This is a genomic window from Streptomyces sp. NBC_01439 (assembly GCF_036227605.1).
Taxonomy (GTDB): domain Bacteria; phylum Actinomycetota; class Actinomycetes; order Streptomycetales; family Streptomycetaceae; genus Streptomyces.
Genome location: NZ_CP109487.1, coordinates 3696101 through 3720067, shown reverse-complemented (window position 1 = coordinate 3720067; position 23967 = coordinate 3696101). Strand labels below are relative to the sequence as shown.

26 protein-coding genes are annotated in these 23967 nt (G+C 71.5%); 20 read left to right on the top strand and 6 right to left on the bottom strand.

What is annotated here, in order from left to right; genetic code table 11:
• The first annotated feature begins 70 nt into the window (after positions 1 to 70).
• The 13 genes from OG207_RS16125 (at position 71) to OG207_RS16065 (ending at position 13481) form a co-directional block, all read left to right on the top strand.
• On the top strand, positions 71 to 1699 hold the full coding sequence (locus OG207_RS16125) for a peptide ABC transporter substrate-binding protein (protein WP_329099229.1): 1629 nt from the start codon (positions 71 to 73) through the stop codon (positions 1697 to 1699).
• A gap of 31 nt (positions 1700 to 1730) precedes the next feature.
• Positions 1731 to 2654, top strand: coding sequence for an ABC transporter permease (locus tag OG207_RS16120; protein ID WP_329099227.1), 924 nt, complete (start codon positions 1731 to 1733; stop codon positions 2652 to 2654).
• The gene (locus OG207_RS16115; protein ID WP_329099226.1) at positions 2647 to 3696 is read left to right on the top strand and encodes an ABC transporter permease; all 1050 of its coding nucleotides are present in this window, start codon (positions 2647 to 2649) and stop codon (positions 3694 to 3696) included. The genes OG207_RS16120 and OG207_RS16115 overlap by 8 nt, the downstream gene beginning before the upstream one ends.
• A 12-nt stretch (positions 3697 to 3708) precedes the next feature.
• Positions 3709 to 4692, top strand: coding sequence for an ABC transporter ATP-binding protein (locus OG207_RS16110; protein ID WP_329099225.1), 984 nt, complete (start codon positions 3709 to 3711; stop codon positions 4690 to 4692).
• On the top strand, positions 4685 to 5779 hold the full coding sequence (locus OG207_RS16105) for an ABC transporter ATP-binding protein (RefSeq protein ID WP_329099223.1): 1095 nt from the start codon (positions 4685 to 4687) through the stop codon (positions 5777 to 5779). Before OG207_RS16110 ends, OG207_RS16105 begins: the two co-directional genes overlap by 8 nt.
• Positions 5780 to 6130: 351 nt before the next feature.
• The gene (locus OG207_RS16100; protein WP_030012369.1) at positions 6131 to 6325 is read left to right on the top strand and encodes a hypothetical protein; all 195 of its coding nucleotides are present in this window, start codon (positions 6131 to 6133) and stop codon (positions 6323 to 6325) included.
• Positions 6326 to 6349: 24 nt separating this feature from the next.
• Positions 6350 to 7246: an N-acetyl-1-D-myo-inositol-2-amino-2-deoxy-alpha-D-glucopyranoside deacetylase gene (gene mshB, locus OG207_RS16095; RefSeq protein WP_329099222.1), complete on the top strand. Its 897-nt coding sequence runs from the start codon at positions 6350 to 6352 to the stop codon at positions 7244 to 7246.
• Entirely contained in the window at positions 7243 to 7626 is a 384-nt protein-coding gene (locus OG207_RS16090) for a DUF6113 family protein (protein WP_329099220.1), read from the top strand. The genes mshB and OG207_RS16090 overlap by 4 nt, the downstream gene beginning before the upstream one ends.
• Before the next feature lie 342 nt (positions 7627 to 7968).
• Positions 7969 to 9846: a hypothetical protein gene (locus OG207_RS16085; RefSeq protein ID WP_329099219.1), complete on the top strand. Its 1878-nt coding sequence runs from the start codon at positions 7969 to 7971 to the stop codon at positions 9844 to 9846.
• A 164-nt stretch (positions 9847 to 10010) separates the two neighbouring features.
• Positions 10011 to 10955: an ABC transporter ATP-binding protein gene (locus OG207_RS16080; protein WP_329099218.1), complete on the top strand. Its 945-nt coding sequence runs from the start codon at positions 10011 to 10013 to the stop codon at positions 10953 to 10955.
• Positions 10952 to 11692 carry an ABC transporter permease gene (locus tag OG207_RS16075; protein WP_329099217.1) on the top strand — a complete coding sequence of 247 codons (741 nt, stop codon included), beginning with the start codon at positions 10952 to 10954 and terminating at the stop codon, positions 11690 to 11692. Before OG207_RS16080 ends, OG207_RS16075 begins: the two co-directional genes overlap by 4 nt.
• Positions 11689 to 12867 (top strand): sensor histidine kinase, encoded by a 1179-nt coding sequence (locus tag OG207_RS16070; RefSeq protein WP_329099216.1) that lies wholly within the window; start codon positions 11689 to 11691, stop codon positions 12865 to 12867. Before OG207_RS16075 ends, OG207_RS16070 begins: the two co-directional genes overlap by 4 nt.
• Complete coding sequence (locus OG207_RS16065) at positions 12864 to 13481, top strand: response regulator transcription factor (protein WP_301366865.1); 618 nt, start codon at positions 12864 to 12866, stop codon at positions 13479 to 13481. The genes OG207_RS16070 and OG207_RS16065 overlap by 4 nt, the downstream gene beginning before the upstream one ends.
• Before the next feature lie 117 nt (positions 13482 to 13598).
• Here the strand turns inward: OG207_RS16065 and OG207_RS16060 are convergent, their stop codons facing one another.
• Together OG207_RS16060 and OG207_RS16055 are read right to left on the bottom strand one after the other, a co-directional pair.
• Entirely contained in the window at positions 13599 to 14393 is a 795-nt protein-coding gene (locus tag OG207_RS16060) for a transglutaminase-like domain-containing protein (RefSeq protein ID WP_329099213.1), read from the bottom strand.
• A complete protein-coding gene (locus OG207_RS16055; RefSeq protein ID WP_329099212.1) occupies positions 14390 to 15376 on the bottom strand; it encodes a GNAT family N-acetyltransferase in 987 nt (328 codons plus the stop codon). Before OG207_RS16055 ends, OG207_RS16060 begins: the two co-directional genes overlap by 4 nt.
• A 117-nt stretch (positions 15377 to 15493) precedes the next feature.
• On the opposite strand from OG207_RS16055, the gene fdxA reads away from it, so the two are divergent.
• Both fdxA and dapC read left to right on the top strand, forming a co-directional pair.
• Positions 15494 to 15823, top strand: a complete 330-nt coding sequence (fdxA, locus tag OG207_RS16050; protein ID WP_030011906.1) for a ferredoxin — start codon at positions 15494 to 15496, stop codon at positions 15821 to 15823.
• A gap of 108 nt (positions 15824 to 15931) precedes the next feature.
• Positions 15932 to 17050, top strand: coding sequence for a succinyldiaminopimelate transaminase (gene dapC / locus OG207_RS16045; RefSeq protein ID WP_329099210.1), 1119 nt, complete (start codon positions 15932 to 15934; stop codon positions 17048 to 17050).
• A gap of 77 nt (positions 17051 to 17127) precedes the next feature.
• On the opposite strand, the gene OG207_RS16040 is transcribed toward dapC, so the two are convergent.
• Positions 17128 to 17469: an ATP-binding protein gene (locus OG207_RS16040; protein ID WP_329099209.1), complete on the bottom strand. Its 342-nt coding sequence runs from the start codon at positions 17467 to 17469 to the stop codon at positions 17128 to 17130.
• A 253-nt stretch (positions 17470 to 17722) separates the two neighbouring features.
• Positions 17723 to 18700: a hypothetical protein gene (locus OG207_RS16035; protein ID WP_329099207.1), complete on the bottom strand. Its 978-nt coding sequence runs from the start codon at positions 18698 to 18700 to the stop codon at positions 17723 to 17725.
• An 87-nt stretch (positions 18701 to 18787) separates the two neighbouring features.
• Here OG207_RS16035 and dapE point away from each other — a divergent pair, with 87 nt between their 5' ends.
• A complete protein-coding gene (gene dapE / locus OG207_RS16030) occupies positions 18788 to 19867 on the top strand; it encodes a succinyl-diaminopimelate desuccinylase (protein ID WP_329099205.1) in 1080 nt (359 codons plus the stop codon).
• Positions 19868 to 19931: 64 nt separating this feature from the next.
• Positions 19932 to 20699: a TIGR00730 family Rossman fold protein gene (locus tag OG207_RS16025; RefSeq protein ID WP_329099204.1), complete on the top strand. Its 768-nt coding sequence runs from the start codon at positions 19932 to 19934 to the stop codon at positions 20697 to 20699.
• A gap of 43 nt (positions 20700 to 20742) precedes the next feature.
• Here OG207_RS16025 and folP read toward each other — a convergent pair whose 3' ends face one another.
• Entirely contained in the window at positions 20743 to 21603 is an 861-nt protein-coding gene (folP, locus tag OG207_RS16020) for a dihydropteroate synthase (protein ID WP_329099203.1), read from the bottom strand.
• Positions 21604 to 21679: 76 nt separating this feature from the next.
• On the opposite strand from folP, the gene OG207_RS16015 reads away from it, so the two are divergent.
• The gene (locus OG207_RS16015; protein WP_329099202.1) at positions 21680 to 22033 is read left to right on the top strand and encodes a DivIVA domain-containing protein; all 354 of its coding nucleotides are present in this window, start codon (positions 21680 to 21682) and stop codon (positions 22031 to 22033) included.
• Entirely contained in the window at positions 22030 to 22608 is a 579-nt protein-coding gene (locus tag OG207_RS16010) for a DNA-3-methyladenine glycosylase I (protein WP_329099201.1), read from the top strand. The genes OG207_RS16015 and OG207_RS16010 overlap by 4 nt, the downstream gene beginning before the upstream one ends.
• A gap of 35 nt (positions 22609 to 22643) precedes the next feature.
• On the opposite strand, the gene OG207_RS16005 is transcribed toward OG207_RS16010, so the two are convergent.
• On the bottom strand, positions 22644 to 23447 hold the full coding sequence (locus tag OG207_RS16005; RefSeq protein ID WP_329099200.1) for an enoyl-CoA hydratase/isomerase family protein: 804 nt from the start codon (positions 23445 to 23447) through the stop codon (positions 22644 to 22646).
• A 333-nt stretch (positions 23448 to 23780) separates the two neighbouring features.
• Here OG207_RS16005 and OG207_RS16000 point away from each other — a divergent pair, with 333 nt between their 5' ends.
• Positions 23781 to 23948, top strand: coding sequence for a DUF3117 domain-containing protein (locus OG207_RS16000; protein ID WP_003966491.1), 168 nt, complete (start codon positions 23781 to 23783; stop codon positions 23946 to 23948).
• The last annotated feature ends 19 nt before the right edge of the window (positions 23949 to 23967 follow it).

Genomic DNA, 23967 nt, shown 5'->3' with positions numbered 1-23967 from the left:
GAGTGTGCAGGGCTCCACATAGGGTGACATAGGCCCCTAAGCGAGTCTTGGGACCCCTAGGAGGCACTCCATGCGCGGAGCCACCCACGCCAAGTGGGCCGCTGGTGCGGTGGCCGTCGCCCTCGTGGCGACGGCCTGCGGCGGCGGTAGCGACAGCGGCGGAGGCGGCGAGGCGGGAATCGTCAGCTCCTCCTGGGGCGACCCGCAGAACCCGCTGGAGCCCGCCAACACCAACGAGGTGCAGGGCGGCAAGGTGCTCGACATGCTCTTCCGGGGCCTCAAGCGCTACGACCCGAAGACGGGCGAGGCCCTCGACATGGTCGCCGAGAAGATCGAGACGACGGACAGTCAGAACTTCACCATCACGCTGAAGGACGGCTGGAAGTTCAGCAACGACGAGCCGGTCACCGCGCAGTCCTTCGTCGACGCCTGGAACTACGGCGCGGACGTGCGCAACAAGCAGAACAACTCGCCGTTCTTCTCCGACATCGTCGGATACGCGGACGTCCACCCCGCCTCCGGCGAGCCCAAGGCCAAGACGATGTCCGGACTGGTCGTCAAGGACGACAAGACCTTCACCGTCGCCTTGAAGAACAAGTTCTCCACCTGGCCCGAGACCCTCGGCTACCAGGCCTTCTCCCCGCTGCCCAAGGCCTTCTTCACCGACCACGCCGGCTGGCTGGACAAGCCGATCGGCAACGGCCCGTACACGGTGGACTCGTACACCAAGGGCACCGGCATGAAGCTCCGCAAGTGGGACACCTACCCCGGTCCGGACAAGGCGCAGAACGGCGGTGTGGACCTGAAGGTCTACACCGACAACAACACCGCCTACACCGACCTGATCTCCGGCAACCTCGACCTCGTCGACGACATCCCGGCGCAGCAACTCAAGAACGTCAAGAACGACCTGGGGGACCGGTACATCAACCAGCCGGCCCTCATCATCCAGACGCTCACCTTCCCGCTGTACGACCCGCAGTGGAGCAAGGAGGGCATGGAGAACGTCCGGATCGGCATCTCCCGGGCCATCAACCGCGACGAGATCACCAAGCAGATCTTCCGGGAGACCCGCACCCCGGCCAAGGACTGGACCTCCCCGGCCCTCGGCGAGAAGGGCGGCTTCTCCTCCACCGTCTGCGGCGACGCCTGCGTCTACGACCCGGTCGCGGCCAAGAAGCTGATCACGGACGCCGGCGGGCTCCCCGGCGGCAAGGTCACGCTGACCTCCAACGTGGACACCGGCTCGCACCGCGACTGGATGGACGCCGTCTGCAACAGCATCAACAACGCACTGGGCGAGGGCCCGGTGTGCACGGTCAACCCGATCGGCACCTTCGCCGACTTCCGCAACCAGCAGAGCAGCTTCAAGCTGACCGGCCCCTTCCGCTCGGGCTGGCAGGCCGACTACCCCCTGATCCAGAACTTCCTCCAGCCCCTCTACTACACCGGAGCCTCCTCCAACTACGGGAAGTTCAGCAACGCGGACTTCGACAAGCTCGTCGACGAGGCCAACCAGGAGAGCGACCCGACCAAGGCCATCGCGAAGTTCCAGGACTCCGAGAAGATCCTTGCCGCGCAGATGCCGGCCATCCCGCTCTGGTACCAGAACGGCAGCGCGGGCTACGCCGAGCGGCTCTCGGACGTGTCGCTCAACCAGTTCAGCGTCCCCGTGTACGACCAGATCAAGGTCGGCTGACCCGCGTTTCGGATCGATCCTGGAGCAGTCCATGGGACGTTATGTGATCCGGCGGCTGCTCCAGATGATCCCGGTGTTCATCGGCAGCACGTTCCTGATCTTCTTCATGGTGTACGCGCTCGGTGACCCGGTCGCGGCCCTCTTCGGCGACAAGGCGCCCGACCCCGCCACCGCCGCGCGCATCCGCAAGGACCTCTACCTCGACCGCCCCCTGTGGGAGCAGTACGTCCACTACATGGGCCAGATCTTCAAGGGCGACTTCGGCACGGCCTTCAACGGCCAGCCGGTCACCGAGCTGATGGCCAGCGCCTTCCCCGTCACCCTGCGCCTGACCCTGGTCGCGATCTTCTTCGAGATCGTCATCGGCATCACCCTCGGCGTGATCAGCGGCCTGCGCCGCGGCAAGTCCGTCGACACCACCGTGCTGGTGCTCACCCTCGTCGTCATCTCCGTACCGACGTTCGTGACGGGCTATCTGCTCCAGTACCTCTTCGGCGTCAAATGGGGCTGGGTGCGGCCCACCGTCTCCCCGGACGCCCCCCTGAACGAGCTGATCCTGCCCGGCATCGTGCTCGCGCTGGTCTCCCTCGCCTACGTCACCCGGCTCTCGCGCACCTCCATCGCCGAGAACGTCAAGGCCGACTACGTGCGCACCGCCGTCGCCAAGGGCCTGCCGCGCCGTCGGGTCGTCACCCGCCACCTGCTGCGCAACTCGCTCATCCCCGTCGTCACCTTCATCGGCACCGACATCGGCGCCCTGATGGGCGGCGCCATCGTCACCGAGCGGATCTTCAACATCCACGGCGTCGGATACCAGCTCTACCAGGGGATCCTGCGCAACAACTCCCCGACGGTGGTCGGCTTCGTGACCATCCTCGTCATCGTCTTCCTGCTGGCGAACCTGCTCGTCGACCTGCTCTACGCGGTCCTGGACCCGAGGATCCGTTATGCCTGACCCCGAGCGTCCCGAAGGGCCCGGCGGCTACGACCCCGTCGGTCCCCGCCCGCACGAGGCGGTCTCGCCGACGGGTCAGGGGGGACCCATAGATCTTGCCATCGAGGCGGCCGAGAGCGTCGAGGGCATCGAGTGGACCGGCCCGCCGGGCGGGACCGGCCCCGGCGAGCTGTACCCGTCAGCCGCCTCCGGCGGACGGGCCCGCTCGCTGTGGTCCGACGCCTGGCACCAGTTGCGTCGCAACCCCGTCTTCATCATCTCCTCGCTGATGATCCTCTTCCTCGTGATCATCTCGATCTGGCCGCAGCTCATCGCGAGCGGCGACCCGCTGCAGTGCGACCTGTCCAAGTCGCAGCAGGGCTCCTCCCCGGGCCACCCGTTCGGATACGACACCCAGGGCTGCGACGTGTACACCCGTACCGTCTACGGGGCCCGCGCCTCCATCACCGTGGGCGTCTGCGCCACCCTCGGAGCCGCCCTGCTCGGCTCGCTGCTCGGCGGGCTCGCCGGGTTCTTCGGCGGCTGGGGCGACGCGCTGCTCTCCCGGGTCGCCGACATCTTCTTCGGCATCCCCGTCGTCCTCGGCGGCCTGGTCTTCCTGTCCGTGGTCACCAGCACCACCGTCTGGCCGGTGGTCGGCTTCATCGTGCTCCTCGGCTGGCCGCAGATCGCCCGCATCGGCCGCGGCTCCGTCATCACCGCCAAACAGAACGACTACGTCCAGGCCGCCCGGGCCCTCGGCGCAGGCAACGGCCGGATGATGCTCCGGCACGTGGCGCCCAACGCCATCGCCCCCGTCATCGTCGTCGCCACCATCGCGCTCGGCACCTACATCGCCCTGGAGGCCACCCTGTCCTTCCTCGGCGTCGGCCTGCGCCCGCCCACCGTCTCCTGGGGCATCGACATCTCCAACGCGGCCTCGCAGATCCGCAACGCCCCGCACATGCTGCTCTGGCCGGCCGGCGCGCTGAGCCTGACCGTGCTCGCCTTCATCATGCTCGGCGACGCGGTGCGCGACGCCCTCGACCCCAAGCTGCGCTGAGGAGCCCCGCACATGCTGCTCGAAGTCCGCGACCTGCACGTGGAATTCAAGACGCGCGACGGAGTCGCCAAGGCCGTCAACGGCGTCAACTACTCGGTGGCCGAGGGCGAGACGCTCGCCGTGCTCGGCGAGTCGGGTTCCGGCAAGTCGGTCACCGCACAGGCCGTGATGGGCATCCTCGACATGCCGCCGGGCCGGATCGCGGGCGGCGAGATCCTCTTCAAGGGCAAGGACCTGCTCACGATGAAGGAGGAGGAACGGAGGAGGATCCGGGGCGCCGAGATGGCGATGATCTTCCAGGACGCCCTGTCCTCCCTGAACCCCGTCCTGAGCGTGGGCGCGCAGCTCGGCGAGATGTACGAGGTGCACCGCGGGATGTCCCGCAAGGACGCCAAGGGCAAGGCCGTCGAGCTGATGGACCGGGTCAGGATCCCGGCGGCGAAGGAGCGGGTGGGGGACTACCCGCACCAGTTCTCGGGCGGCATGCGCCAGCGCATCATGATCGCGATGGCGCTGGCCCTGGAGCCCTCACTGATCATCGCGGACGAGCCGACGACGGCCCTCGACGTCACCGTCCAGGCCCAAGTGATGGACCTGCTGGCCGAGCTCCAGCGCGAGCTGAACATGGGCCTGATCCTGATCACCCACGACCTGGGGGTGGTCGCCGACGTGGCCGACAAGATCGCGGTCATGTACGCGGGCCGGATCGTCGAGGCGGCTCCGGTCCACGAGATCTACAAAGCGCCCGCGCACCCGTACACGCGCGGCCTGCTGGACTCCATCCCGCGCCTGGACCAGAAGGGCCAGGAGCTGTACGCCATCAAGGGCCTGCCGCCGAACCTTGTGGCCATCCCGCCCGGCTGCGCCTTCAATCCGCGCTGCCCGATGGCGCAGGCGGTGTGCCGCACCGACGTCCCGCCGCTGTACCGGGTGACCGAGTCCCCGGTGGAGCGCACCAGCGCCTGCCACTTCTGGAAGGAATGCCTCCATGGCTGAGTCCCTGCTGGAAGTGAAGGGCCTGGTCAAGCACTACCCGCTGACCCGGGGCATCGTCTTCCGCAAGCAGGTCGGCGCGGTCAAGGCGGTCGACGGGGTCTCCTTCGACCTGCGCGCCGGTGAGACGCTCGGCATCGTGGGCGAGTCCGGCTGCGGGAAGTCCACCGTGGCCAAGATGCTGGTCCACCTGGAGCGGCCGACGGCCGGCGCGATCTCGTACAAGGGCGAGGACATCACCAAGCTGTCGGGGCGTGCCCTGAAGGCCGTGCGCCGCAACATCCAGATGGTCTTCCAGGACCCGTACACGTCGCTGAACCCGCGCATGACGGTCGGCGACATCATCGGGGAGCCCTTCGAGATCCACCCCGAGGTGGCTCCCAAGGGCAACCGCCGGCAGAAGGTCCAGGAGCTCCTGGACGTCGTCGGTCTGAACCCGGAGTACATCAACCGGTACCCGCACCAGTTCTCCGGCGGCCAGCGCCAGCGCATCGGCATCGCCCGCGGCCTCGCCCTGCAACCGGAGATCATCGTCGCCGACGAGCCCGTCTCCGCGCTGGACGTCTCCGTCCAGGCCCAGGTGATCAACCTGTTGGACCGGCTGCAGAGCGACTTCGACCTGTCCTACGTCTTCATCGCGCACGACCTCTCGATCGTCCGGCACATCTCCGACCGGGTCGGCGTCATGTACCTGGGCCGGATCGTCGAGATCGGCACCGACAGCCAGATCTACGACCACCCGACCCACCCGTACACCCAGGCGCTGCTCTCCGCCGTCCCGGTCCCGGATCCGGAGGCCCGCGCCCACCGCGAGCGGATCATCCTCACCGGCGACGTCCCGTCCCCGGCCAACCCGCCCTCGGGCTGCCCCTTCCGCACCCGCTGCTGGAAGGCCGAGCCGCGCTGTACGGCGGAGGTCCCGCTGCTCGCGGTCCCGCAGGTCTTCCCCTCGGGCCCGGCGGCACACCCGTCGGCCTGCCACTTCGCGGCGGAGAAACGGGTGGTCCCGCCGGCGGACACGCCGCCCCCGTCAGCGCCGCCACCTCCTGCGTCATCCCCGCCGCCGACGGATCCGCTGACGAAGGAGTAGGCGCTGACCGATCATTTCCGGCCACCCCTGTACGCCAGGTGGGGAAACGGCAGGCGCTACGGCAACTCCGTTTACGTGGGGGCAACTTGACCGTTTCTGCCCCGAGATCTGGGGCATGCAACCTGGATGTCGTGCGGCCGTGCGGGTGCCGACAGCCGGCCGGGGAGGCGTACGGCCTCGCCGGCCGGCCTCCCCGTGACCCCACTCATGCGCGGCATGCGCCCCTCGTGCTGCCGGATTTCGATCGATGCGCTGGTACGGATAGTTATGATCCGTAGCGCACGGTGGGTATGAGTCCTGCCGAGCACGAATACGCGTACCGATGTCCGCTCGACGTGGAGGTGAAACGCCGTGGCACTCTCGATCTCCGCCGTGGTGCTGCTGGCGATCATCGTCTTCCTGCTGGTCCGAAGGGCGGGCCTGAAGGCGGGACATGCGGTGGTCTGCGTACTGCTCGGCTTCTACCTGGCGAGTTCCACCATCGCCCCGACCCTCAGCCAGCTCACCTCGAACGTGGCGAGCATGATCAGTGGCCTCAAGTTCTAGGTCCTGCCTCGTAGGCTAGGCCCCATGAACGGTCTTCCCGCCCGTCGTCTGCTCCTCGTGCACGCGCACCCCGACGACGAGTCGATCAACAACGGCGTCACCATGGCCAAGTACGCGGCCGAGGGCGCCCACGTCGCGTTGGTGACCTGCACCCTGGGCGAGGAGGGTGAGGTCATCCCGCCCGGGCTCGCCCACCTGGCGGCCGACCGCGACGACACCCTCGGCGCGCACCGCGTCGGCGAGCTCGCCGCGGCCATGGCGGAACTGGGCGTCCACGACCACCGGTTCCTCGGCGGCCCCGGCCGCTTCCGGGACTCCGGGATGATGGGCGCCCCGCAGAACCACCGCCCGGAGGCCTTCTGGGCGGCCGACGTGGACGAGGCCGCCGCGTACCTCGTGGAGGTCATCCGGGAGCTGCGGCCACAGGTGCTCGTCACCTACGACCCGGACGGCGGATACGGGCACCCCGACCACATCCAGGCCCACCGGGTGGCCATGCGCGCAGCCGAACTGGCCGCGGAGACCGCGTACCGGCGCGACCTCGGCGAGCCCCACGCGGTCGGGAAGATCTACTGGAACCGCGTCCCGCGCTCGGTGGTCGAGGAGGGCTTCGCCCTGCTGCGCGCCGCCGGGGGCGAACTGCCCTTCCCTGCGGTGGGCTCGCCCGGTGACGTGCCCGGGGTCGTCGCCGACGAGCGGATCACCGCCGAGATCGACGCCAAGGACACCCTCGTGGCGGCGAAGGCGGCCGCCATGCGGGCCCACGCCACCCAGATCGCCGTGGACGGGCCCTTCTTCGCCCTCTCCAACGACCTGGCACAGCCGCTGTTCACCCGCGAGTACTACGAACTCGTCGCAGGCCAGCCGGGCGCCCCGGCGGGCGAGCGCGAACACGACCTCTTCGCGGGGGTGGAGGCATGAGCGGCACGGTCACGGCCGGCCGGATCGCCGGCTGCCTGGGCATGGTGATCGCGGGCGCGCTGACCGGCGCGGCCGGCTGGCTGGTGGTCGACCTCTGGTTCCCCGGCGGTCTGCTGCTCGCCCTGCTGGCCGTCTTCGGGCTGTTCCTCGGGGGGCGGATCGCCCTCGGGACCGGCTACGGGCTGGGCGGCGCCGTGGTCGGCTGGTTCCTCTCGTACGTGATGCTCAGCCTTCCGCGCCCCGAGGGGGACTTCCTCCTCGGTTCGTCCGGAATCGGCGTGTACGTCTATCTTTTGGGTGGAACCGTTCTCGCTGTGATGTGTGCCACGATGCGCGGTTCGCTGGATCGGCCGGTTTCGGCCGCCCGGCCTGCCAAGTGACGTGGTGTCGGACCTCGTAGGGAGGTTCGCCGCGGGGCGCGCGCGGATGCTCCCGGGCACTTCAGAGGGGTTTGACGGGCGCTATCAGGAACCCCTGATTCCCGCCAGTCAGTTGCGTGCGGGCGGCGGCCAGTATGGTGGACGGGCCGCCGAGCTGCCCGCGCACGGTACGACGGGCGGCGGAGCCAACCGGGAGAACCTGCCTTGAGTCGTGAAACCGACAGTTCGTCCTCCGGGCCCAAGGGGCACGGTGGAGCCGCCTACCCCTCGGGTACACCGCCGTACGGAACCGGCCAGTACCCGTCCACGGACGCTGCGGCGACCGCTCCGGAGGAGAACGCTGTGACCTCGAAGCCGTCCACGCCCGATTCCGACGGGCCCAAGACCGAGACCACCCTGACGACCCGGATCCGGATCAACATCCCGGGTTCGCGGCCGATCCCGCCGGTGGTCGTGCGCAAGGCGATGGGCCCCGGCTCCGGCTCGGCCGGCGCCGGCGAGCAGACCGGGCCGGAGGCGAAGCCCGAGCAGGCCTCCCCGCCGCCGCTCGCGCAGCGGCGCGGGCCGCAGCCGACCCGCATCGAGGCCGCCCCGGAGCCGGCCGGCGCCCCGGCGCCCGCGCCCGCCCCGGCGTCAGCCGACGCCGAGGAGCCGGCCAGCAACTGGTTCGCCCCCCGCAAGCCGGCCGCCCCGGGCCCGGCACCCGCACCGGCCCCCGCCGCGGCCCAGATGCCGCCGGCCGCCGCCGCCCCGCCGCTCGCGCAGCGGCCGCTGCCCACCCGGACGCCGTCCCCGACGCCGACCCCGACGCCCACTCCGCCGGTCATGCCGGGCGGGGGCTTCCCGCCGCCGCAGCGCACCCAGGCCCCGCCGGTGCCCGGACCGGACGCCGCCTTCGCGCCGCCGCGCACCCCGCCGCCGCCCGTGACGGACTACAGCCAGGGCTTCGCCCAGGCCTCCGCGCCCCCGGCCCCGATGCCCGGCGGCCCGGGCGTCGGGACGACCCAGGGCTTCCCCGCGTACGGGGACGGCCAGGGCGACACCGGCCCCGTCACCGAGGCGTTCCCGGCCTACGGCAGCGGCCCCGCCGGACCCACCGGCGGCCCCGGCTTCGGCAGCGGCCCCGTCGGCGGTCCGGCCGCCGCGGCCGCCTTCGACGACGCTCCGCAGTGGCCCGGCCCCGACCTGGACGGCCCGCTGCCGACCCCGGTACCGGCCCCCGCGCCGGCCACCCCCCGCCCCGCGGCCGCGCAGCCCAAGGCCACCGACAAGCCCGCCAAGAAGGGCCGCTCCAAGCTGGTCCTGCTCGGCGGCGGTGTCATCGCCCTCATCGGCGTGGCCTACGGCGCCGGGCTGCTCCTGAACCACTCCGACGTCCCCAAGGGCACCACCGTCCTCCGCGTCGACATCAGCGGCAGCCGCGACGAGGCCGTCTCCAAGCTCCAGACCGCCTTCGGCAGCCGTGCAACGGCCCCGATCCAGCTCAGCGTCGGCGGCAAGACGGTCGAGCTGAAGCCCGAGAAGGCCGGTCTGACGCTCGACGCCCAGACCACCGTCCGCAACGCCGCCGGCAGCGACTACAACCCGATCACGGTCATCGGCTCGCTCCTCGGCAACGAGCGGGTCGCCGACCCCGTGATGCCGACCGACGAGGAGAAGCTCCGGGTCGCGCTGCAGGAACTCGCGGGCACCTCCGGTACGGCCACCGAGGGCACGATCAAGTTCGACACCGGCAAGGCCGTCGCCGTCCCCGGCACCTCCGGCACCACCCTCGACGTGGACGCCTCCGTCCAGCTGGTGGTCAAGACCTTCAAGGAGCAGGTCGCCACCGGCAAGGCGGCCGTGGCGGAACTGCCTACCACCACCAAGGCGCCGGCCATCGGCCAGGCCGAACTGGACCGGGCCATGAAGGAGTTCGCCGAGCCCGCGATGTCCGCGAACGCCACCGTCAAGGTGGGCACCAAGTCCATCGCCTTCGGAGCCAGGTCCCTGCCCAAGATCCTCAGCATGCAGCCCGTCGACGGCCGCCTGGTCGAGAAGTTCGACCTGGAGGCGCTCAAGGCGACCTACGGGAACACCTTCGACGGCATCCTGATCACCCGCGGCACCGGCGAGAAGACGGCCGTCACCCCGCAGGACATCGCCGGCGCCCTCGGCAAGGCGCTGCGCGGCAAGACCGCGGCCGAACGCACCACGGTCGTCGACACCAACCCGAACTAGCCGTCCCTCCGGACCTTGCCGGGTCCCTTGCGGATCGGCCGACCGGTGCCCCCGCCCGCATCACGGGCGGGGGCACCGTCACGTCCACCGCATGACATCTGTCATCCGGCACGCACGACGCCCGACACTGCCGCGCGGGACCCCGTACGGGCGAACCTCTTTCCATGACGACGACGACCGCGACACGCATCGCGAAGCCCACCACCGACAGCGCGGTCAGCTTCGAGAACGTGACCAAGAACTACGGCACGGTCCGGGCGGTCGACGGCCTCACCCTCACGCTCCACCCGGGCGAGACCGTCGCGCTCCTCGGCCCCAACGGCGCCGGCAAGTCCTCCACCCTCGACCTCCTCCTCGGCCTGCGCCCCGCCGACTCCGGCTCCGTCCGGATCTTCGGCACCACCCCGCGCGAGGCCGTCGCCGCCGGCCGGGTCGGCGCGATGCTGCAGAGCGGCGGCCTGATGGAGGAGGTGACCGTGCGGGAGGTCGTCGCCCTCGGCTGCGCCCTGCACCCGCGGCCGCACCCGGTCGACCAGGTGCTCTCCCGGGCCGGCATCGACAAGATCGCCGACCGCCGGGTCGACAAGCTCTCCGGCGGCCAGGAGCAGCGCGTGCGCTTCGCGCTCGCCACGGCCGGCCACAACGACCTGATCGTGCTCGACGAGCCGACCACCGGCATGGACGTCACCGCCCGCCAGGCCTTCTGGGCCACCATGCGGGAACAGGCCGACCAGGGCCGCACCGTCCTCTTCGCCACCCACTACCTGGAAGAGGCCGACGCGATCGCCGACCGGGTCCTGGTGCTCAGCAAGGGCCGGCTGCTCGCGGACGGCACCGCCGCCGAGATCAAGGCCAAGGCCGGGGCCCGGAAGATCTCCTTCGACCTGCCCGGCGCCGCCGGCACCGACATCGAGCGCCTGCGCGCCCTGCCCTTCCTGACGGCCTTCGAGCACCACGGCGACACCGTACGCATCCAGTCCCGCGACGCCGATGCCACCGTCCACGCCGTCTACGCGCTCGGGCTGTACCCCCGTAATCTGGAGGTCGCGGGCCTCGGCCTGGAACAGGCCTTCATCGCCCTCACCGAGGCCGAGGAGGCCACCCAGTGAACGCCCTCATCAAGCTGGAGATCGTCCGCGCCCTGCGGAACAAGAAGTACCTCTTCTTCACGATCCTTTACCCGGCCGCCCTGTTCCTGATGCTCGGCGGCACCCTCGACGGCACCACCAAGGTCATGGGCACCGAACTGACCATGCCCGCCTTCTACATGGTCGCCATGGCCTCCTTCGGCGCCCTGACCGCCGTCCTGATGGGCAACAGCGAACGCATCGCCAAGGAACGGGAGAAGGGCTGGGTCCGCCAGCTGCGCCTCACCGCCCTCCCCGGCCGCGGCTACGTCCTCGCCAAGACGGCGGGCGCCGGAGTGCTCTCGCTCCCCGCCATCCTGGTCGTCTTCGCGGTGGCGGCCGCCGTGAAGGGCGTACGGTTCGACGCCTGGCAGTGGCTCGCCCTCACCGGCTCGATCTGGGCCGGCAGTCTGGTCTTCGCCGCCCTCGGCGTCGCCCTCGGCTACCTGGCCAGCGGGGACAACGTCCGCCCCATCACGATGCTCGTCTACTTCGCCCTGTCGATCCTCGGCGGCCTGTGGATGCCCACCGCGAACTTCCCGCAGTGGCTCCAGAACATCTGCGAGTGGCTCCCCACCCACGCCTACGCGGGCCTGGGCCAGGCCATCGAGCTCGGCGGCGCGCCCCGGGCCGGGGACGTGGTGCTCCTCGCGGTGTACTTCGTACTGTTCACCGGTGCGGCCGCCTGGTTGTACCGCAAGGACTCACTGAAGGCATGAAACCCGTGGCGCTGACGAAGGAAGACGACGACCGGGACTTCTCGGAACTCGCCAAGCGGCCCGAGAACCGCCACCAGAAGATGGTGAAGGTGCTCTGGATCAGCGTCTGGCTGTTCTACCTGAGCGCCCCCGTCGCCGACCTGGCCGGCGGCGGGCACAGCCCCGGGGCCCGGGTGCTCGGCGGCCTGGGCCTCGCCGTCTTCGTCGTCTGGTACCTGGTGCTGGTCTTCCACACCGTCCCCCCGCTGCCGGTCCGCCGGGTGCTGTTCTCCCTGACGGTGCTCTCCGCCGTGGCCGTGGTCCTGTCGCTGGCGCTGGGCCGCGAATGGCTCGTCCTCTTCGTCTACGTGTCCATCTCCTCCGGAGCCGCGCTGCCGGCCCAGTACTCCCGCTGGACCGTCCTCGGCACCACCGCCCTGCTGGCGATCACGGCGAACGCGGTCCCGGACGGCACCGCCTACCTGGCGGGCCTGCTCATCCCCGCCCTCATGGGCGGCTACGCGATGGTCGGGATCCGGGCGATGATCCGCACCACGCTGGAGCTGCGCGCGGCCCGGGCCACCGTGGCCCAGCTCGCGGCCAACGAGGAACGGCTGCGGATGGCCCGCGACCTGCACGACCTGCTGGGGCACTCGCTGTCGCTGATCACGCTCAAGAGCGAGCTGGCGGGCCGGATGCTGCCCGGGCAGCCGGAGGCGGCCGCCCAGCAGGTCGCCGACATCGAGCAGGTCAGCCGGCAGGCGCTGGTCGACGTGCGCGAAGCGGTGAGCGGCTACCGGCGGCCCACCCTGCCCGGCGAACTCGCCGGCGCGCGCACGGCCCTGGCCGCGGCGGGCGTCCTGGCCGACCTCCCGCCGCCGCCGGCCGACGACCTCCCGGAGGCGGCGGAAGCGGCCCTGGCCTGGTCCCTGCGCGAAGCGGTGACGAACGTGGTGCGGCACAGCGGAGCCAAGCGCTGCCGGGTCACGCTGGAGACCAGCCAGACCCTCGACGGGCCGGTCCTGCAGCTGACCGTCACGGACGACGGCACGAGCGGCGGCCAGTGCAGCCCCGGAAACGGCCTGACCGGCCTGACGGAACGTCTGGAGGCGCTCGGCGGCACCCTGTCGGCGGGCCCCACCGGCCGGACCGGCTTCGCCCTCACCGCCCGAGTCCCCCTAGGATCGCGACCATGACCTCACGTCCCATCCGCATCCTCCTGGCGGAGGACCAGTCGATGGTCCGCGAGGCCCTCGCCGCGCTGCTCGGCCTGGAACCCGACATCGAGGTACGGGTCCAGGTGGCCCGCGGTGACGAGGTGTTGGCAGCGGCCCGCGCGCACGACGTGAACGTGGCCCTGCTGGACATCGAGATGCCGGGCATGACGGGCATCGAGGCGGCCGCCGCCCTGCACGCCGAACTCCCCGCCCTGCGGATCGTCATCCTCACCACCTTCGGCCGCCCCGGCTACCTCCGCGGCGCAATGGAGGCGGGCGCCTCCGCCTTCCTGGTCAAGGACGCCCCGGCCGCGCAGCTGGCGGCCGCCGTGCGCAAGGTCCTCCAGGGGGAGCGCGTCATCGACCCCACCCTGGCCGCGGCCGCCCTCGCGGAGGGCGCGAACCCGCTGACGGACCGCGAACGGGAGGTCCTGCGGGAGGCGGAGAGCGGCGCGACCAACGCGGAACTCGCGGCGCGGCTCCACCTGTCCCAGGGCACGGTCCGCAACTACCTCTCGACGGCGATCCAGAAACTGGCGGCGCGCAACCGCGCCGAAGCCGTGCGCGTGGCCCGCGAAAAGGGCTGGCTCTAGCCCCCGCAGCCCCGCCGGCTACCCGGCCCCGCCACCTCATCCGGCTGCTCCGGGGCCAACTTCAGCCACGCCGGCGAGGCTGGAACCAGCGCCGGCGAGGCGAGGGGCGGAGCCCGGTCAGTTCAGGAGGGCGCGGGCGGAGGCGGCCTCCGCGTGGATCCGGGCCGCCGCGTCGGCGTCCACCGCCGAGACCACCCCGGCGTACGCGTCGAGCTCGGCCGCCCCCTCCTGGAAGGAGCCCCGCTCCACCAGCAGCCGCGCCCGCTCGTACCGCAGCGCCGCCGGATGCGACGGCAGCAGCAGCGACAGCTCCACCGCCCACAGGGCCACCCCCGACTGCTCCGGGCGGGCCGAGGCCCAGGCCCGGACGTTCCCCAGGATCCGCTGCACGATGTCCAGCGTCCGGGCGGGCTCGCGCGGCCCCGACGCCAGCTCCGCCGCCCCCGTGCCCAGGGACGCGCCGCCCGCGAACGGGTCCACCACCACGCCCTCCTCCGGGTCCCCGAAGCCCACCACGAAGTGCCCCGGCAGACCCAGCCCGTACACCGGCGCCCCGGCCCGCCGGGCCACCTCCAGCCACACCACCGACAGGAGGATCGGCAGCCCGCGCCGCCGCCTCAGTACCTCGTGCAGCAGCGAGGACGACAGCCGGTCGTAGTCCGCCGGGGTGCCGTGGAACCCGAGGCGCCCACCCAGCAGTTCCGTCACCGCGTTCGCCCACGCCCGCCCGCCGCGCAGCCCGTACGGCAGCATCCCGGCCAGCCGGTCCAGCTCGATCTGCGCCCAGTCCATGGCGCGTTCGTCCAGCGCCGGATCCCCCTCGGTGGCCAGCAGCAGGCACAGCAGCGCCAGGTCCGGCCGCTCCGCCCGGGCCTCGGCCGCGAACTGCTCCCGCCAGCCCGCCGCACTCACGAGGCCGCCCGGTAGTGGTGGTACGCGTGGTGCCTCGCGAAGCCCAGCCCGTCGTACAGCGCCAGCGCCCCCGGATTGTCCGTCTCGACCTGGAGCCACGCCGCCGACGCGCCCTCCTCCAGCGCCCGCCGGGCCAGCGCGGCCATCACCGCCGTCGCCAGGCCCTCCCGCCGGTGCGCGGGATCCACGGTCACCGCAGCGAAGCCGGCCCACCGCCCGTCCACCACGCAGCGCCCGATGGCCCGGCCCCCGGGCAGCGCCGCGAACCACACCGACGGCCCTTCCACCAGCATCCGCCGGGCCAGGTCCGGGTCGCTGACCTTCCCGTAGCGCCCGAGCCACTCCTCGTCCGGGACGCGGGTCAGGCGCAGGTCCCCGGCCGCGGGCGCGTCCACGTCGGCCACCGGGGCCAGCGCCCCGATCCGGACCTCCGCCGACACCTCGGACGCCCACCCGCGCCGTTCCAGCTCCGCGCCGAGCATCTCCTGGGTGCCCGCGGCCCCCGTCGCGACCTGCACGTACGCCGGAAGCGACCGCTGCGCGTACCAGGAGGTCACCCGCGCGAGTGCATCGTCCAGCGGTATCCCCGGGTCGCCGAGCGGCAGCACCGAATTGGCCCGCCGGGTGAATCCGGCGGCCGCCCGCAGCGTCCACCCGCCCAGCTGCTCGCTCTCCAGCGGCTGCCAGGCCCGCGCGGCGACCCGCGAGAGCTCCTCGAAGGAGGCCGCGGGACCCCGCCGCCGGGCCGGCGCCGGAGGCACGATCTTGCCCGCGACCAGCGAAGATTCCGAGATGCGGACGGATCGTCCGTCCTTCTTTGTGATCAGCAGCACACCCTGGTCCCAGGATGTGAGAACCCCGACCGTGTCCGTGAACTCGGGTGATCCGCTCACTACGGCCTCCACCCGTCGTACAGAGACTCGTTTACCCACGTCAGCCGGGGTGATACGGACCTCCAGCAGTCCACCGGCAGTGATTTCCACAGCTCTGTCCGCCCCTCCTGTTCGGATCGTGCCCGGGAACGGAGATACTAGGTGCGGGCATCGACGACGCCGCGCTCCCGCGCGATATGGACAGCCCTACCGAGGAGGAACGAGAGCGTGACCTACGTCATCGCGGAGCCTTGTGTCGACGTCAAGGACAAGGCATGCATCGAAGAGTGCCCCGTCGACTGCATCTACGAGGGCCAGCGGTCCTTGTACATCCACCCGGACGAGTGCGTCGACTGTGGTGCGTGTGAGCCGGTCTGCCCGGTCGAGGCCATCTTCTACGAGGACGACACCCCGGAGGAGTGGAAGGACTACTACAAGGCGAACGTCGAGTTCTTCGACGAGCTCGGTTCGCCCGGTGGTGCCTCCAAGCTGGGCCTGATCGAGCGCGACCACCCCTTCGTCGCGGCGCTGCCCGCCGGTATCAACGGCGAGCACTGACCTTCCAGGCAGATGCGCCCCTCGGTCCCGTACGGCCTTCCCGCCGCACGGGACCGACGTGTTTCCGGCACCCGTACACACCAGCACTCAGAGAGAGCAGAGACCACCGTGGCCGCAGTATCCGACCGTCTTCCCGCCTTCCCCTGGGACAAGCTGGAGCCCTACAAGGCCACGGCGGCGGCCCACGCGGACGGCATCGTCGACCTGTCGGTCGGCACGCCCGTGGACCCGGTCCCGCAGCTGATCCAGCGCGCCCTGATCGAGGCCGCCGACTCCCCGGGCTACCCGACCGTGTGGGGCACCGTCGCCCTGCGCGACGCGATCACCGGCTGGGTCCGCGGCCGCCTCGGCGCGAGCGCCGCCGAACACCGCAACGTCCTGCCGGTCGTCGGCTCCAAGGAACTGGTGGCCTGGCTGCCGACCCAGCTGGGGCTGGGCGCCGGGGACAAGGTCGCCTACCCCCGGCTCGCCTACCCCACCTACGAGGTCGGCGCGCGGCTGTGCGGCGCCGAGCCGGTCGTCTACGACGCTGAGACATTTGCGAGTGACCCCGCGGGCACCGAGCTCGACCCGGCCGGTGTGAAGCTGCTCTGGCTCAACTCCCCGTCCAACCCCACCGGCAAGGTCCTCGCCAAGGAGGACCTCGTCCGGATCGTGGCCTGGGCGCGCGAACACGGGATCCTGCTCTTCAGCGACGAGTGCTACCTGGAGCTGGGTTGGGAGGCCGAGCCCGTCTCCGTCCTCCACGACGAGGTCTGCGGCGGCTCGTACGAGGGCATCGTCGCCGTCCACTCCCTCTCCAAGCGCTCCAACCTGGCGGGCTACCGGGCGGCCTTCGTCGCCGGTGACGCGGACGTGCTCGGTGAGCTGCTGCAGATCCGCAAGCACGGCGGCATGATGACCTCCGCCCCGGTGCAGGCGGCCACGGTCGCCGCGCTCGGCGACGACGCGCACGTCGAGGAGCAGCGCGAGCGCTACGCGGCCCGACGCACGGCCCTGCGCACGGCCCTGGAGGCGCACGGCTTCCGGGTCGAGCACAGCGAGGCGAGCCTGTACCTGTGGGTGACCCGTGACGAGCCCTGCTGGGACACCGTCGCCCACCTCGCGGGCCTGGGCATCCTGGTCGCGCCGGGCGACTTCTACGGCGAGGCGGGCGCACGGTTCGTGCGCGTCGCCTTCACCGCCACCGACGAGCGGGTCGAGGCGGCGGTCAAGCGCCTCGGCTGACCGCCGGGCGCCATGACGCAGACGCCCGAGGGGGCCGGGGGTGCGCACTCCCGGCCCCCTCGGCGGTTCCTACGGCGTCAGCCGCCCAGCGGCAGGCCGCCCGGCAGCCCTGCCGGCAGGCCGCCGGACGTCGGCAGCGAGGACACCGGCAGCGAGGACACCGGCAGGTCCTGCGCCGCGGGCAGTCCGCCGAGCAGGCCCTGCGCCGTACCGGCCACGTCGGCGGCGGGGGCCGGCAGGGCCTTGGTGGCGCTGCCGACGGCGTCCGTGGCGGCGTCGGGGGCGGTGAGCTGGCCCAGCTGCGGCACGGACTCCAGACCGGCGGCGTTGGCCGCGCCGGCCGCACCGACCACGGGCGCTGCCCCGGCTGCGACGAGCAGCGCGGCACGGGCGATCCGACGGGTCAGGGGGAGAGACATGTTGCTCCTAAGCGGTAGCGGCTGAGTACGCCGTGCTAACCGTTCCCGGGGCGGGTGGAGTTGCGGTGCCGGTGGGTAAAGGATCGGTAACGCATCGTTTAATCGGCTTCCGCGAAAAGCGCATTGGATGCGCGCCGACCAGGGGTTCCGTCCGATTCCGGGATCCGTGACCCGCTACACGGATCCCCCCGTGGGAGTGATCGCTCGCACGTGAGCCCGGGCGCCCCCGGCTGGTGCCCCGCACCGAAGCGGATCAGCGGGCCATGAAGATCCGCACCTCGCCCGGACCCGCGTAGTGGGGGTCCTTGGCGCCGTCCTTCGTCCCCGTGCCGGTCTTCTCCTGCCACCGTCCGCGGTCCTTGCCCGCGATCCAGCCGTGCCGGCCGTACGACACCCGGGAGATGCCCATCGCCTTCGAGTTGGCCACCGCCCAGTGGGCCATCGCCCGGCTGCGGCGCGTCGCGTCCTCGCCGCCGTTCTTCTTCTCCGTCAGGGTGACCTCGGCCTCCGGGGCGACCTGCCCGCCGCCGGTGTTCCGCCCGGCCTGGCCGCCCTGCGGGGACATGGTGTGCATCCCGTCCTTGCCGAAGATCCGGGTCAGGTCGGCCCGTACCTTCTCCGGGTCGCCCGGCCCGGTGGGTGCGGGCCCGCCGCAGTTCAGGGTGCCCCCGCCGGCGAAGGCCGCCGTCAGCACGGTCGCGTCGGGCTCGTGCTTCGCGTACGCCTGCGGGAACCCGCTGCGCTGCACCTTCTGCGCGGCCACCGTCAGCGGCAGGCGCGAGTACCCCGGCACGTCGACGAGGTGGTCGTAGAAGATCCCGGCCGAGTACACCGGGTCCGTGATCTGCGCCGGACTTCCCCAGCCCATCGACGGCCGCTGCTGGAAGAGGCCGAGCGAGTCCCGGTCGCCGTGATCGAGATTGCGCAGCGCGGACTCCTGCATGGCGGTCGCCAGCGCGATGGTCACCGCCCGGTCCGGCAGGCCCTTGGCGACGCCGACGGCGGCTATCGTCGCCGCGTTCGCCGCTTGCTCCGGCGACATTTCGTACGTTTCAGAGGTTTCGTCCGCCCCGACCGGATCCGCGCTCGCCACGCAGAACGGGGCACCGCCACCACCGTTCGAATCGTGCTGCACGGCGAAGTACCCGATCACCGCGAGGAGAACGAGCAGGCCGACGGCCGCCCGGACCAGCCGGCGGCGACGAGGACGGGGTTCACGGGTCTCGGACACGCGGCCCACCGTACTTGAGGCGTATGACGCGTCCACCGGCCGGACGAGGGACGCTTCGCCACACCCCGGGGCGTTAGGGTCAGTTCCATGTCCGAATCCGAGCTGGACCTCACCCTGGACGCCGCCGAGCTGACCGCCCGGCTCGTCGACATCCCTTCCGTGAGCGGCGACGAGAAGGTACTCGCCGACCTCGTGGAACACGCGTTGCGCGGCCTGGCGCACCTCACCGTGGACCGCTTCGGCAACAACGTCGTCGCCCGCACGGACCTCGGCCGCGCCGAGCGCGTCGTACTGGCCGGCCACCTCGACACCGTGCCGATCGCCGACAACGTCCCCTCCCGTCTCGACGAGAACGACGTGCTGTGGGGCTGCGGCACCACCGACATGAAGTCCGGTGTCGCCGTGCAGCTGCGCATCGCCGCGACCGTGCCCGAGCCGAACCGGGACCTCACCTTCGTCTTCTACGACCAGGAAGAGGTCGCCGCCGACCTCAACGGCCTCGGCAAGGTCGCCGCGGCCCACCCCGACTGGCTGACGGGCGACTTCGCGGTCCTGCTGGAGCCCTCGAACGCCGAGGTCGAGGGCGGCTGCCAGGGCACCCTGCGCGTCCTGCTCCGCACCGCCGGCGAGCGCGCGCACTCCGCCCGCAGCTGGATGGGTTCCAACGCCATCCACGCGGCGGGCCCGATCCTCGCCCGACTCGCGGCCTACGAGCCCCGCAAGCCGGTCATCGACGGCCTGGAGTACCACGAGGGCCTCAACGCGGTCCGCATCGAGGGCGGCGTCGCCAACAACGTCATCCCCGACGCGTGCACGGTGACCGTCAACTTCCGCTACGCCCCGGACCGCACCGAGGCCGACGCACTGGCCCACGTGCGGGAGGTCTTCGCGGACTGCGACATTGCCGAGTTCGTGGTCGACGACTCCTCGCCCGGCGCCCTCCCCGGCCTCTCCCACCCGGCCGCCGAGGCCTTCATGGAGGCGGTCGGCGGCCGAGCGATGCCCAAGTTCGGCTGGACGGACGTCTCCCGCTTCAGCGCCCTCGGGGTCCCGGCGGTCAACTACGGCCCGGGCGACGCCCTGCTGGCGCACAAGGTCGACGAACGCGTCGAGACGAAGGCGATCCTGCACTGCGAGGAACGACTCCGCGCCTGGCTGACCTCCTGAATTCCGCTTCTCGTCACCTTTGTGCGCCTACCCTGATCCAACGATCAGCAGGAGGGAGCACAGCATGGGCAACCACGGCAGTCCCGAGGGTTCCGCTCGTCGTCGGCCCGAGGAGCAGCAGCTCGGGCCGGTGCTGAGGAGGCGGAGCCAGGTGCAGGCGGGCAGTACGACGGACCAGCGGCTGCTGGACTCGGCCGGGCCCTCCGAGTGGGTGCACACCGATCCCTGGCGGGTCCTGCGCATCCAGTCGGAGTTCATCGAGGGCTTCGGCACGCTCGCCGAGCTGCCGCCCGCGATCAGCGTGTTCGGATCGGCCCGTACGCCGGAGGGCTCGCCCGAGTACGACGCGGGCGTGCGGATCGGCAGCGCGCTGGTCGAGGCCGGCTTCGCGGTGATCACCGGCGGTGGTCCGGGAGCCATGGAGGCCGCCAACAAGGGCGCCCGCGAGGCGAACGGCGTCTCGGTCGGCCTCGGCATCGAGCTCCCCTTCGAGCAGGGGCTCAACCAGCACGTCGATCTCGGCCTGAACTTCCGGTACTTCTTCGTCCGCAAGACGATGTTCGTGAAGTACAGCCAGGGCTTCGTCGTCCTGCCGGGCGGCCTGGGCACGCTGGACGAGCTGTTCGAGGCGCTGACCCTGGTCCAGACACAGAAGATCACCCGCTTCCCGATCGTGCTGTTCGGCACGGAGTACTGGAAGGGTCTGATCGACTGGCTGCGGGGCACCGTCATCGCCCAGGGCAAGGCCTCGGAGAAGGACCTCTACCTGTTCCACGTCACCGACGACGTGGACGAGGCGATCGCACTGGTGACGAAGGAAGTCGGCAAGTAGCCCCCCGGGCCCGGGCCGGTCCGGCCCGGGCCCGTACCGGGCCTCAGGCGAGGCCGCGGCGGGCGACGGCCGGCGGGCGGTGGCCCTGGATGGAGCGGACCATGTCCAAGATCTGCCGGGTCTCCGCGACCTCGTGGACGCGGTAGACCTGTGCGCCCAGCCAGGCCGAGACGGCCGTCGTGGCCAAGGTGCCCAGCAGGCGTTCCTTGACCGGCTTGTCGAGGGTCTCGCCGACGAAGTCCTTGTTGGACAGGGAGACCAGGACCGGCCAGCCCGTCGCCGTCATCTCGTCCAACCGGCGCGTGGCCTCCAGCGAGTGCCGGGTGTTCTTCCCGAAGTCGTGTCCCGGGTCGATCATGATCGCGTCCCGGCGGACGCCCAGCGCCGCCGCCCGCTCCGCCAGCCCGACCGTCACGCGCAGCACGTCCTCCATGACGTCCTCGTACGCGATCCGGTGCGGCCGGGTGCGCGGCTGCACACCGCCGGCGTGGGTGCAGACCAGGCCCGCGCCGTAGCGCGCGGCGACCTCCGCGAGCTTGGGGTCCACCCCGCCCCAGGCGTCGTTGAGGACATCGGCCCCGGCCTCGCACACGGCCTCGCCGACCTCGTGCCGCCAGGTGTCCACGCTGATCACCACGTCCGGGTGGCGGCGCCGGACCTCGGCCACGAAGCCGACCGTGCGCCGTGCCTCCTCGGCCGCGTCCACGTGCTCGCCCGGGCCCGCCTTGACCCCGCCGATGTCGATGATCGCGGCGCCCTCGGCGATCGCGTAGTCGACCCGGTCCAGCGCCGGCTCGTCGCGGAACGTCGCGCCCTGGTCGTAGAAGGAGTCCGGCGTCCGGTTCACGATGGCCATGATCACCGGCTCGTGGGTGTCGAACTCGCGCCTGCCCAGTCGCAGCATCCTGCTCTTTCCTCCTTCGGCGGCCCTCGCGCCTCGCCTGCGACCTTAACCTGGTGGCCGGAGTCTCTCAGGGGAGTTGATCGTGTTCTTCTTCTTGATGATCGCGCTGGTCGTGGTCGTGGCAGCGGTCACCCTGGCGGTGATCGGCGGCGGCTCGGAGGCCGTCCTGCCGGAAGCGGAGCCGGACCGGGTCGCGGACGGGCTGCCGGAGACCCGGCCCGTCGTACGGGCCGACATCGACGCGCTGCGGCTGCCGGTCGCCCCGCGCGGATACCGGATGGCCGAGGTGGACGACGTACTGGAGCGGCTCGCGGCCGAACTGGCCGAGCGGGACGCGCGGATCGCGCAGCTGACGGCCGCGGCGGCGCCCGCCGCGGCCCCGTCGGACGCGCCCGGACCCGTCGACCTCAACAAGGGCGGCGAGCGGTGAGCGGTTCGGTGGCGGGTGCGGACGGGCTGCTGCGCTGCCCGTGGGGGCTGTCCACACCGGACTACGTCGACTACCACGACACCGAGTGGGGCCGTGCGGTGCACGGCGATGACGCCCTCTACGAGCGGCTGTGCCTGGAGGCGTTCCAGTCGGGGCTGTCCTGGATCACGATCCTGCGGCGCCGCGAGGGGTTCCGCAAGGCGTTCGCGGACTTCTCGATCGCGGCGGTCGCGGAGTTCGACGACCGTGACGCGGAGCGGCTGCTGAACGACGAGGGGATCATCCGCAACCGGGCCAAGATCGAGGCGACCCTGGCCAACGCGAAGGTCCTCGCCGGGTGGGAGCCGGGCGAGTTGGACACCCTGATCTGGTCCCACGCCCCCGAGGAGCCGGGACCGGCCCCGCTGACGGTCACCGAGGTCCCGGCGGTCACACCGGAGTCCACAGCCCTCGCCAAGGCCCTGAAGAAGGCCGGCATCCGCTTCGTCGGCCCCACGACGGCCTACGCCCTGATGCAGGCCTGCGGGCTGGTCAACGACCACCTGGCCGACTGCGTCTCCCGCGACCCGGCCTGAGTCCGGCCCGGCCCGGCCGGATCGCGGGAGGGGCCTCAGCGGCCCAGGTACTTCGGCGGCTGCTTCGCGAGGAAGGCCTGGACGGCGATGGCGTGGTCCTCGGAGGCCCCCGCACGGGTCTGGAGGGCGTCCTCGTGGGTCAGGGCCTCGGCGAGCGTGTGGGAGGCCCCGTAGGCCAGGGACTCCTTCAGCGCCGCGTACGCGACCGTCGGACCGGCGGCCAGCGTGCGGGCCACCGCCTCCGCCTCGGAGCGCAGGGAGTCCGCGGGAACGAGGCGGTTGACGATGCCGAGCTCGTACGCCTCCTGGGCCTTGATCGAACGCGGGAACAGCAGCAGGTCCGAGGCGCGGGAGGCGCCGATCAGGCGGGGGAGGGTCCAGGAGACCCCGGAGTCGGCGGTCAGTGCCACCCCGGCGAACGAGGTGTTGAAGGAGGCGGTGTCGGAGACGACCCGGAAGTCCGCCGCCAGCGCGAAGCCGAAGCCCGCCCCGGCCGCGACGCCGTTCACGCCGGCCACCACGGGCTTCGGCATCTCGGTGAGCGCCCGCACGATGGGGTTGTAGTGGTCGGCCACCGTGGTCATGGTCAGCGAGGTGCCGGTCTCGCGGTCCGAGGCGAGGTTCCCGATGTGCTCCTTGAGGTCCTGGCCCACGCAGAAGGCCCGGTCACCCGCCGCGGTGAGCAGCACGGCCCGTACGGCGGTGTCGGCGGCCGCCGCCCGGACCGCGTCGCGCAGGGCGACCTTGGCCTCGGTGTTCATCGCGTTCATCGCGTCCGGACGGTTGATCGTGATGGTCGCGAGTCCGTCGGTCACTTCGTAGAGCACGCTGTCGGCCATGGCAGGGGGTCCCCCTTCGTCGCGGGCTTGGCTACCGGTCGGTACTGTCCGGTGCAAAGGTCAGCATGGCGGACCGGACGTGGCGCGCACATGTGATGTGCGTCAAAGAAAGCCGATGCCGCTTCCCGGGTGCGGCGGCGAAGTATCGCAGGCGGATCCCCGAAATGAGTGGTTTTGGTCGAGCGCGTTGCCCAAGCGTTCCCTTGCGATGTTGGTCATCGGGTCCTGACATGCGGGATAATGGCTGGGAAGCAATGTGTTCGATGCCGGGTATTAGGCGCCTGAACGGGGCCGTCGGCTGACGATGAGCTGGTTTCAGGAAGGGGAACGAGCATGGCGGCCATGAAGCCGCGGACGGGCGACGGCCCGCTCGAGGTCACCAAGGAGGGGCGGGGCATCGTCATGCGCGTACCGCTCGAGGGCGGCGGTCGGCTAGTCGTCGAGCTGACCCCTGATGAGGCGGACGCCCTGGGTGACGCCCTGAAGAAGGTCGTCGGCTGACCCCACGGGGACACCGGCA